Genomic DNA, 9,911 nt, shown 5'->3' on the forward strand with positions numbered 1-9,911 from the left:
CAAAAACAAATTGCACTAATTTCCAAAGATTACTTCTTAGAAATTAGTGCAATTTACGTTTACTATTTTGTCCAGATGCTACGCTTTATTTAGCCTTTTTAAAGCGATCAATTCCTTCTCTCAACCAGCCTTTATAAGCATTAATATCCGAGTTATAACTTTCCGGTTTATCAGACAACATATTTTCTTCTACATCTATAACAATGTAATACGGTTGCGCGTTAGCTTTGTATCTTGTAATTTGGAAATCACTCCATTTATTTCCAACACTTACAATTTCTTTACCCGTTTCTTTAGATACATATTGCTCGCTTTTTGGTAATTCTCTTTTGTCATCCACATACAAAGAGATTAAAACCACTTCGTCTTGTAATATTTTTAGAATCGCAGGATCAGACCAAACATAATCTTCCATTTTTCTGCAATTCACACAAGCATATCCTGTGAAATCAAGTAAAATGGGTTTGTTTACTGATTTAGCATAAGCCAATCCCTTTTCATAATCCTCAAAAGCAATAAGATCATGCGGTCCTAAATGTGCGCCTTCAGGCAAAATTTGAGATGATGCATTCGAACCACCTTTTGAATTTCCTACTCCGTATGGACTTTCACTATACGTCATTGGAGGCGGGAAACCAGAAATTAATTTTAATGGTGCTCCCCAAATTCCGGGAATCAAATAGATGGTAAAAGCCAAAACTACTAATCCTAATGACAATCTTCCTACCGAAATATGACTCATCGGGCTATCATGCGGAAGCGTAATTTTTCCAAATAAATAAAAGGCCAATGTTCCAAAAATAGCAATCCAAATTGCCAAGAACACTTCTCTTTCCAAGAAATGCAATTGTAAAACCAAATCCGCATTCGACAAAAATTTAAATGCCAAAGCTAATTCTAAAAATCCTAAAACGACTTTAACGGTATTCAACCATCCACCGGATTTTGGCAATGAATTCAACCAACCCGGGAACATGGCAAATAACATAAATGGTAAGGCTAAAGCCAATGAAAATCCAAACATTCCAACAATTGGGGCAATTCCACCTTTAGACGCAGCTTCGACTAAAAGTGTTCCTACGATAGGTCCGGTACACGAAAAAGATACAATGGCTAATGCCAAAGCCATGAATAAAATTCCAATTATTCCGCCTCTATCCGCTTGATTATCGACTTTATTTGCCCAAGAATTTGGCAACATAATCTCAAAAGCTCCTAAAAATGAAGCCGCAAAAGTGACTAACAAAACAAAGAAAATAATATTAAACCAAACATTTGTAGATAACGCATTCAATGCATCCGCACCAAATATCCAAGTCACTAAGAATCCTAAAACAACATATATGAAGATGATTGCAATTCCGTAAATAATGGCATTTCTAATTCCTTTTGCTTTTGTTTTACTTTGTTTCGTAAAAAAACTGACAGTCATAGGAATCATCGGGAAGACACAAGGCGTAAGCAATGCGGCAAATCCAGATAAAAAAGCAATAAAGAAAATAGACCATAATCCTCTTTGTTTGGTAGGTTTAGTATCCAGAACAGGAACTTTTTCAGAAGTAACAACTTGTTCTTTATTTACTTCTGTATTTGTAACTGCAGTATCTACTTTAGCTGAATCTATCGTAGTTAAATCTGATGCTACAGTAGGTAATTCCGCTGTTTTTGCAGTAGCAGGAATGGCAAACGTAAAACTCTTCTCTAAATTGATACATGCTTCTTTACAAACCTGATAATTCAAATTGACTTCAATTTTTGAAATCTTTGGGTTTATAATAGTGATTTCCTGTTGAATTTGAGCTTTTTTCTCAAAGTACGTTTCATTCACTTCAAATATGTCATTGAAAGCAGTTGTGGTTTTGCTTTCTTTGGCTTTGCCCACTAAATTAAAGTTACCTTTTTGATTTTTGAAAATAATTTCCAAAGGCAAAGATCCGCCGTCAGCCGTAAATTGAGAATATAAATGCCAATCTTTTTCTATAATGGCATTAAAAGTAAGAATGTAATTATTCTCAGATTTCTTTTCTATTTTGGTAGTCCATTTTGCAGGATCAAGAATTTGGGCATATCCATTGGCAAAAGCCAAAAAAGCAATAAGTATAAATAGTAGTTTCTTCATTATTCTAATTGTATTTTAAGTATATTCTTTGTTGTATTCTCTATTCTAAAACGTTCATCCTGACGAAGTCCAATAATCCAAACTATTTGATTATTCGAACATAAAAGCCACGAATTTTCTTTTTCCAGCAAGGATAATTTTTCGTCTTTAAAAAGCTTGCTCACTTTTTTCGATTTACCATTCATCCCAAAAGGTTGAAAACTATCGCCCTCATTCCAATGGCGCAAAACTAAAGGAAATTGAAGTTTATCAGCGTCAACAAAGATAGCTGAGTTCGTCGTTAAACTAATGTCCGCTACTTTACAAAACAAAAGATTTAAGGGAAAATTAACTTCTTTTTGATTTTCATCAATAGAATATTCCTCCTTTTCATTTACGAAATTTATAGGACTCAGGATTAAAGAATCTCTGTCTTTCAATAATCTATATTCTGGTGAAAAAACGTATTTACCAGATTGGCTTTCGACCAAATCATAAATATCATCCCAAGCCGAAAATCCAAATTCTTTAAGCCATTGATGCAAATACGATTTATAATTGGGTAATTTTTTTAATTTCTTTAAGTCAAAATAAATAGTATCATCCTCTTGTTTAGCTACTTGTTGATAAATCATAATCGAAGCATCTTCAACCATCCCTTGCGCTTCTTGCAAATACGTTTGCGTTTTATGAAAAGATGAAAGAAAATTGGGATTCAATTCCTTTAACATCGGAACTAGATGATGGCGAATTTTATTTCGAAGGTATTTATCCGACGCATTGCTGCTGTCTTCACGCCATTTAATGTTATTTAATTTGGCGTATTCTTCCATTTCTTCTTGGCTAAATGCCAAAAGTGGACGAATTACTCTATCGTTTTGTTCCGGAATTCCAGTTAAACCTTCTAATCCAGTTCCTCGACTCAAATTGATTAGGAACGTTTCCAGATTATCATCGGCATGATGTGCCGTGAGAATATAATCGAATTTTTCAGTCTCTAATAATTCATAAAACCAGTTATATCGCAACTCACGCGCGGCAACTTGAGTAGAAACTTTATAATCTTCTGCGAAAGCTTTGGTATCAAATTGTGTTATAAATACCGGAATACCATTTGCGGCAGCATATTCCTGGACAAAATTTTGGTCTTCAAAACTTTCCATTCCACGCAACTGAAAGTTACAATGTGCGATTCCTATTTCATAATCCAATTGCTGAAACAAATGCACCATTACCATACTGTCTTTCCCGCCGCTTGTCGCCAGAAGTATTTTTTTTCCGCTCAAGAACTGGAAATTATGAAGAAGATGGTTTTGGAATTTCTGTAGCATGTTCAAATTTAATTAATTCGTTTGGATTTAACTTAAAACTTCTCGCATCGCTTTTGCTTTAAGCAAACATTCCTCATATTCCTTTTCAGGAATGGATTGCGAAGTGATGGCGCTTCCAACCGAGAAAGAAATATATTTCTTCTCTTGATTGTACAAAATGCTTCGGATAACAACATTGAAATCAAAATCACCATCTGGTGTAAAATAACCCACCGAGCCGCTATACAATCCGCGTTTGGTTTCTTCCAACTGCTCAATGATTTTCATCACTGAAATTTTTGGTGCTCCAGTCATACTTCCCATCGGGAAAGTGGTTTTTAAGACATCAACAACGGAATATTGCGCATCTAATTTTGAAGTTACAGTAGAAATCATTTGATGCACTTGCAAAAAAGAGTAAATTTTGCATAACTCTTGTACTTCAACTGATCCTTTTTGTGCCGTTCGAGACAAATCATTCCGCACTAAATCCGTTATCATAATATTTTCGGCTCGTTCTTTTGGGTCTAAAGCCAATTGTCTTTTTGATCTTTCATCTTCGATTGAATCTGAAAATCGTTTCGCAGTTCCTTTAATGGGTTGCGAAATAATACGTTCTCCTTCTTTCCTTAAATAACGTTCCGGAGTCGCCGAAAGTAAAAAGTGTTTGTTATTTTTAAAAAAAACGGCGAAAGGAGGCTGAGAAATTTCGTTGAGTTTGATAAATTTTTTTATTGGATCAATCGTTGCGTTTTCAGCAAAAAATTCCATACAAAAATTAGCTTCATAAATATCGCCTTGATGAATGTGTTCCAAAACTTTTGAAACCTTTTCAAGATAACTCTCTTTCGGAATCCGTTGTTGAATCGTTGCTAATGCTTCTATTTCGACTCTTGACTTTCGAATTTTGACAATTTCTTCAAAATCTTCCTCCAATTCATCGTCACACATATTGAGATATTGAATTTCAAGTTGATTCCCTTTCAATAAAAATAACTTCTTAGGTTGAAAAAAAAACAAATCTGGAAATTCTAATACGTCAAAATTCTGAGATTGCAACTGTTCAATATCATTTTTTAAATCATAGGATAAATAACCAAAAAGCCAATCTTTGGTACTTTGCTGGTATTGTTTTAAATCCTCAAAAGCATTGTGACAATCCGTTTTTATTGAAGTAAATGCATCAACGGCAAGAACACAATCATAACTGGAATAATTTTGTGGATAATCATTGCTGTCTAAATAAATGATTTCTCGAAACTGTTGAGACCAAAATAAAAGCTGTTCTTTAAACAGTTTTGGATCAGAAATAGACTTGTAAATAGAAGTTCTCAAAAAGTATTGGTATTTAAAATTCAAAATTACAACAAAAAATAATCCTTCAATAACCGATTTTACTAAAATTAGCTTATTTTTTTGTAAATTTGATAGTGCGTGATCCGTTTTAGATTTTGTAAATCATTAAATCATTCCCGTTATGGCTTCCAAAATTTTCCTCAATTTAGCTGTTAAAGACCTTAAAAAAATCGATTGATTTTTTTACTAAAATTGGATTTTCTTTCAGCCCACAAGTTACTGCTGAGTAGGTTACTTGAATGATTATTGGAGAAAATATTTTTGCGATGCTAGTTACTGAGCAACGATTTAAAGACTTTACCAAAAAAGAAATTTGCAACGCCCATAAAAACACCGAAGTATTAATTGCAATAGATGCTGATAGTAGAGAAAAAGTAGATGAAATGGTAAAAACTGCAGTAGATGCTGGTCGTTCAATTTATATGGAGCCACAAGATCATGGATGGATTTATGGACATAGTTTTGCCGATTTAGATGGGCATCAGTGGGAAATTATGTATATGGATGAAAATGCAATTCCACAATAATAGTTTTCAAATATGTAACCTCTAACACCATATACTATGAAAATTGCAATTATTATTATCCGTACTTTAATTGGGCTTATATTACTTTATGCTTCTGTTAGCTTTTTTCTAAAACTAGCACCAGAACCTGAAGTTACCGGAAATTTCAAAGCTTTCAATATAGGTTTAGTCGCCTCTACTTACATTTTGCCACTAGCAAAATCAATAGAATTCCTTTGTGGACTATCGTTTCTTACAGGACGCTATGTTACATTAGCTAATCTATTAATCCTACCAATCACCTTAAACATATTATTTATTAATTTTTTCTTATCCCCTGAAGGAATACCAATCGCTGTATTCTTATTTCTAGGTAATCTATTTTTAATTTACAGCCATTGGGAAAACTATAAAGGTTTATTTGTAGCAAAAGGCTAATTAAACTAAACTCATAACAACGAAGAAACCCGCTCAATTGAACGGGTTTCTTTATTTTATAGAAAATGTAATTAACTAATTACATATGTAAAGCTCTATTATCAGTTGCTGCTAAAGCTGCTTCTTTTATTGCTTCCGCAAAAGTTGGATGCGCATGAGACATTCTTGAAATATCTTCAGCAGATGCTTTAAATTCCATTGCTGTAACCGCTTCAGCAATTAAATCTGCACAACGGGCCCCAATCATATGAACGCCTAAAACTTCATCCGTTTTTGCATCAGCAAGAATTTTTACAAATCCGTCTAAATCTCCACCTGCACGAGCACGACCTAAAGCTTTGAAAGGAAAACTTCCTGATTTATAATCAACACCAGCTGCTTTCAATTGCTCTTCCGTTTGTCCAACAGCAGCCACTTCTGGCCAAGTATACACAACTCCAGGAATCAAGTTATAATCAATATGCGGTTTTTGACCTGCTAATATTTCGGCAACCATAGCTCCTTCTTCTTCGGCTTTGTGCGCTAACATTGCTCCACGAACTACATCTCCAATTGCATAAATATTTGGAATATTAGTTTGCAAATGATCGTTGACTTCAACCATTCCTCTATCTGAGATTTTCACTCCTGCTTTATCTGCATTCAATCCATCTGTGTATGGGCGACGTCCTACAGAAACTAATGAGTAATCTCCTTCCAGCGTAATTGTTTCTCCTTTTGCATTTTCAGCTTGAACTACAACTCCTTCGCCATTTCTTTCCACTGATTTCACTTTGTGCGAAACGTAGAATTTCATGCCTTGTTTTTTCAATACTTTAGTCAATTCTTTAGATAATGAAGCATCCATTCCAGGAATGATTCGGTCCATGAACTCCACTACAGAAACCTGCGCTCCTAATCTTAAATATACTTGCCCAAGTTCAATTCCAATTACTCCACCACCAATAATCACCAAATGTTTTGGTACTTCGGGAAGTTTTAATGCTTCAGTTGAAGTGATAATTCTTTCTTTATCGATTTTGATAAACGGCAAAGAAGATGGTTTTGAACCTGTCGCGATAATGATGTTTTTAGCTTCGATAGTTTCAGAAGTTCCATCCGCTTTTGCAACAGCAACATGCGTAGCATCTACAAATGAACCCAAACCTTCGAGAACTGTAATTTTATTTTTGTCCATTAAAAATTTCACACCACCTGAAGTCTGATCTACAACAGCTTGTTTGCGTGCAATCATTTTTTCAAGGTTCACTTTTACTTCTCCGGAAACTTCGATTCCGTGATCTGCAAAATGAGCAATTTCGCTGTAATGATGAGAAGAAGCAAGTAATGCTTTTGACGGAATACAACCTACATTCAGGCAAGTTCCTCCAAGAGTGGAATATTTTTCTATAATTGCTGTTTTGAAACCCAATTGTGCACAACGAATTGCTGATACATATCCGCCTGGTCCAGAACCTATAATGACTACGTCAAATGAACTCATAGTATATTTTTTTATGGTGTTTTTATAAAATGTTGCACAAAATTAAGGAATTAAGTTTTGTTTAAAGTTTAATTCAGAAGGTTTTTTGTTACGAATTTTTAGTAATTAACATTTACTTACCATTGAATACCGCTTTAAATCCACTTTTATTCTAAATATCAACAATGGTCGTGTTTTTTACTTCACTAATCATGAATGTACTATGAGTACTGCCTATATGCTCCAATGTTGTGAGTTTTGTAACCAAAAATTCTCGATAGGCTTCCATGTCTTTTACTACTATTTTCAAGATATAATCATAATCTCCACTTACATGATGGCATTCAATTACTTCCTTAAGTTGTATCACTTCGTTTTCGAATTTAGCGATAAACTCTTTGGTATGCTGAATCAGTTTAAGGTGACAAAAAACAACAAAACCTTTTTCGACTTTTGAACGATTCACTAACACAACATATTTATCGATAATGCCTTCTCTTTCCAGTTTTTTAATGCGCTCGTAAACGGCAGTAACTGAAAGATTAAGTTTTAAGGACAATTCCTTGGTTGTTTTTTTACAGTCTTTTTGTAATAAAAAAAGCAACTTTTTATCTACTAAGTCTAATGTCATTTTTATTGAGAATTTGAATTGAAATAAAATCTATATAAATCCTATTTAGGAAGCTAATTTAGAAAATTAAATTACATTTTTTATGTTATATAGTTTTAAAATCTAATAATAAATAATAGCATTGATTATTAATCTATAACACTGTTATTTTGAATAGATTTAATCAAGACCGAAATCCCCTAGCCCTGATAGCAGCAGCATCCTTTTACTTTTTTCTTTAAAAAGTAAAAGATAAAGCGAATAGCAGGAGTAGCTTCAAATAACAAAAAAAAAACAACTATGAAAAATTTTAATCCCGCAGACAACATTCAGGATTTACAGTACTTTGGTGAATTTGGTGGTGTAAATCCATCAATTTCAGACTCCTCCACCTATACTTTTTTATCGGCGAAAACGATGTTCGATACTTTTGAAGGTAATATGGAAGGATGCTATTTGTACTCCCGTCATTCTTCACCGAGTAATTTATATTTAGACAAAGCCTTGGCAGCAATGGAAGGAACAGAAACGGCTAATGTTTCGGCTTCAGGAATGGGAGCGATTACTCCTACTCTATTACAATTATGCGGTTCGGGCGATCACATCGTTTCGAGCAGAACAATTTACGGTGGAACATACGCCTTTTTGAAGAATTTTACACCGAGATTAGGTATCAAAACCACCTTTGTTGACATCACAAAACTCGATGTTGTAGAAGCAGCCATTACTCCAGAAACTAAAGTTTTGTACTGTGAAACGGTGAGTAATCCTTTATTAGAAGTGGCTGATATTGAAGGTTTGGCAAAAATTGCTAAAAAACACAATTTGAAATTGGTTGTCGATAATACTTTTTCGCCATTATCAGTTTCTCCTGCAAAATTAGGCGCTGATATTGTGATTCACAGTTTGACAAAATACATCAACGGAAGCAGTGATACTGTGGGTGGTGTGACTTGTGCATCACAAGAATTTATCGACAGTTTAAAAAATGTGAACAGCGGTGCTAGTATGTTATTGGGCCCAACAATGGACAGTTTGCGTTCAGCAAGTGTGATGAAAAACTTACGCACATTACACATCAGAATGAAACAACACAGCCATAATGCGATGTATCTTGCAGAACGCTTTGAAAAAGATGGCCTAAAAACGGTTTATCCAGGTTTGAAAAGTCACCCAAGTCATGAATTATATTCAGGAATGATAAATCACGAATATGGTTTTGGAGGAATGATGACATTAGATGTAGGAACTTTGGAGAAAGCCAATGAGTTAATGGAATTGATGCAAGCCAAAAATCTTGGTTATCTTGCCGTAAGTTTAGGATTTTATAAGACTTTATTTAGTGCCCCAGGAACTTCAACATCAAGTGAAATTCCTATGGAAGAACAAATAGAAATGGGATTAACTGACGGCTTGATTCGGTTCTCAATCGGTTTAGATAATGATATTGAAAGAACGTATCAAATGATGAAGCAATGCATGATAGAATTGAATTTACTCGCTTCTGAATAATTATTAAAAAAATACTAAACAACCAAAAAGCAGCAAAATATTTAGCTGCTTTTTATTACTTTATTAATAATAAAAGAATGCATTTTTTATTTGAGCTATATCCATATATTAAATTTTTATATCACAATTTAAAGGTTACGATAAATTGATTATCACTTGTTCAGATTTTCAACCCTTTTTCAGATGATGTACGACTATTGACTTGACCCCCTACAATTTTAGATTTGAAATTTAAATAAAAAATACTTAAAATAAAAAAACTTCAGTTAGCGTTAGCCAACTGAAGTTTTTAGTACTCAGAGCGGGACTTGAACCCGCACGAACATTGCTGTTCACTGGATTTTAAGTCCAGCGTGTCTACCAATTTCACCATCCGAGCATTTTGTGGTACCTCCAGGGATCGAACCAGGGACACATGGATTTTCAGTCCATTGCTCTACCATCTGAGCTAAGGTACCATTATACTTTTTAATAATAAAAAGTATTAATAAAAAAACCCGTTCTATGGAACGGGCTTTTCAAAGAAAGGCGACGACATACTCTCCCACATAACTGCAGTACCATCTGCGCAGGCGGGCTTAACTACTCTGTTCGGGATGGGAAGAGGTGAGCCCCGCCG

8 protein-coding genes, 2 tRNA genes and 1 rRNA gene are annotated in these 9,911 nt (G+C 34.3%); 3 read left to right on the forward strand and 8 right to left on the reverse strand.

The features are described 5' to 3' along the window. Positions 1–85 precede the first annotated feature (85 nt). The 3 genes from DR980_RS07535 to DR980_RS07545 are packed head-to-tail and all read right to left on the reverse strand — an operon-like array spanning position 86 to position 4,743. A complete protein-coding gene (locus tag DR980_RS07535; protein ID WP_113634609.1) occupies positions 86–2,119 on the reverse strand; it encodes a protein-disulfide reductase DsbD family protein in 2,034 nt (677 codons plus the stop codon). After that, on the reverse strand, positions 2,119–3,429 hold the full coding sequence (tilS, locus tag DR980_RS07540) for a tRNA lysidine(34) synthetase TilS (protein ID WP_113634610.1): 1,311 nt from the start codon (positions 3,427–3,429) through the stop codon (positions 2,119–2,121). The genes DR980_RS07535 and tilS overlap by 1 nt, the downstream gene beginning before the upstream one ends. 27 nt (positions 3,430–3,456) lie before the next feature. Further along, positions 3,457–4,743, reverse strand: a complete 1,287-nt coding sequence (locus tag DR980_RS07545; protein ID WP_113634611.1) for an anthranilate synthase component I family protein — start codon at positions 4,741–4,743, stop codon at positions 3,457–3,459. Positions 4,744–5,030: 287 nt separating this feature from the next. Here DR980_RS07545 and DR980_RS16415 point away from each other — a divergent pair, with 287 nt between their 5' ends. Continuing rightward, positions 5,031–5,291: a VOC family protein gene (locus DR980_RS16415; protein ID WP_208630798.1), complete on the forward strand. Its 261-nt coding sequence runs from the start codon at positions 5,031–5,033 to the stop codon at positions 5,289–5,291. Between the two features lie 36 nt (positions 5,292–5,327). After that, the gene (locus DR980_RS07555) at positions 5,328–5,708 is read left to right on the forward strand and encodes a DoxX family protein (protein ID WP_113634612.1); all 381 of its coding nucleotides are present in this window, start codon (positions 5,328–5,330) and stop codon (positions 5,706–5,708) included. A 79-nt stretch (positions 5,709–5,787) separates the two neighbouring features. Here DR980_RS07555 and lpdA read toward each other — a convergent pair whose 3' ends face one another. Then, positions 5,788–7,191 (reverse strand): dihydrolipoyl dehydrogenase, encoded by a 1,404-nt coding sequence (gene lpdA, locus DR980_RS07560; protein ID WP_113634613.1) that lies wholly within the window; start codon positions 7,189–7,191, stop codon positions 5,788–5,790. A 151-nt stretch (positions 7,192–7,342) separates the two neighbouring features. Then, positions 7,343–7,801 (reverse strand): Lrp/AsnC family transcriptional regulator, encoded by a 459-nt coding sequence (locus DR980_RS07565; protein ID WP_113634615.1) that lies wholly within the window; start codon positions 7,799–7,801, stop codon positions 7,343–7,345. A 279-nt stretch (positions 7,802–8,080) separates the two neighbouring features. Here DR980_RS07565 and DR980_RS07570 point away from each other — a divergent pair, with 279 nt between their 5' ends. Further along, the gene (locus DR980_RS07570) at positions 8,081–9,292 is read left to right on the forward strand and encodes an aminotransferase class I/II-fold pyridoxal phosphate-dependent enzyme (RefSeq protein WP_113634617.1); all 1,212 of its coding nucleotides are present in this window, start codon (positions 8,081–8,083) and stop codon (positions 9,290–9,292) included. A gap of 293 nt (positions 9,293–9,585) precedes the next feature. Here DR980_RS07570 and DR980_RS07575 read toward each other — a convergent pair. The 3 genes from DR980_RS07575 to rrf all read right to left on the reverse strand — a co-directional run. Next, positions 9,586–9,671: transfer RNA gene (locus tag DR980_RS07575), tRNA-Leu, on the reverse strand. A 6-nt stretch (positions 9,672–9,677) separates the two neighbouring features. Next, positions 9,678–9,750: transfer RNA gene (locus DR980_RS07580), tRNA-Phe, on the reverse strand. Between the two features lie 65 nt (positions 9,751–9,815). After that, positions 9,816–9,911, reverse strand: a 5S ribosomal RNA gene (rrf, locus tag DR980_RS07585); the annotation flags it as partial.

The sequence above is a fragment of the Flavobacterium psychrolimnae genome (assembly GCF_003312425.1).
Lineage (GTDB): Bacteria > Bacteroidota > Bacteroidia > Flavobacteriales > Flavobacteriaceae > Flavobacterium > Flavobacterium psychrolimnae.

Excerpts from the sequence above, each read along its gene's own strand:
- DR980_RS07535 (WP_113634609.1), bottom strand. The coding sequence starts at position 2,119 with ATGAAGAAACTACTATTTATACTTATTGCTTTTTTGGCTTTTGCCAAT.
- tilS (WP_113634610.1), bottom strand. The coding sequence starts at position 3,429 with ATGCTACAGAAATTCCAAAACCATCTTCTTCATAATTTCCAGTTCTTG.
- DR980_RS16415 (WP_208630798.1), top strand. The coding sequence starts at position 5,031 with ATGCTAGTTACTGAGCAACGATTTAAAGACTTTACCAAAAAAGAAATT.
- DR980_RS07555 (WP_113634612.1), top strand. The coding sequence starts at position 5,328 with ATGAAAATTGCAATTATTATTATCCGTACTTTAATTGGGCTTATATTA.
- lpdA (WP_113634613.1), bottom strand. The coding sequence starts at position 7,191 with ATGAGTTCATTTGACGTAGTCATTATAGGTTCTGGACCAGGCGGATAT.
- DR980_RS07565 (WP_113634615.1), bottom strand. The coding sequence starts at position 7,801 with ATGACATTAGACTTAGTAGATAAAAAGTTGCTTTTTTTATTACAAAAA.
- DR980_RS07570 (WP_113634617.1), top strand. The coding sequence starts at position 8,081 with ATGAAAAATTTTAATCCCGCAGACAACATTCAGGATTTACAGTACTTT.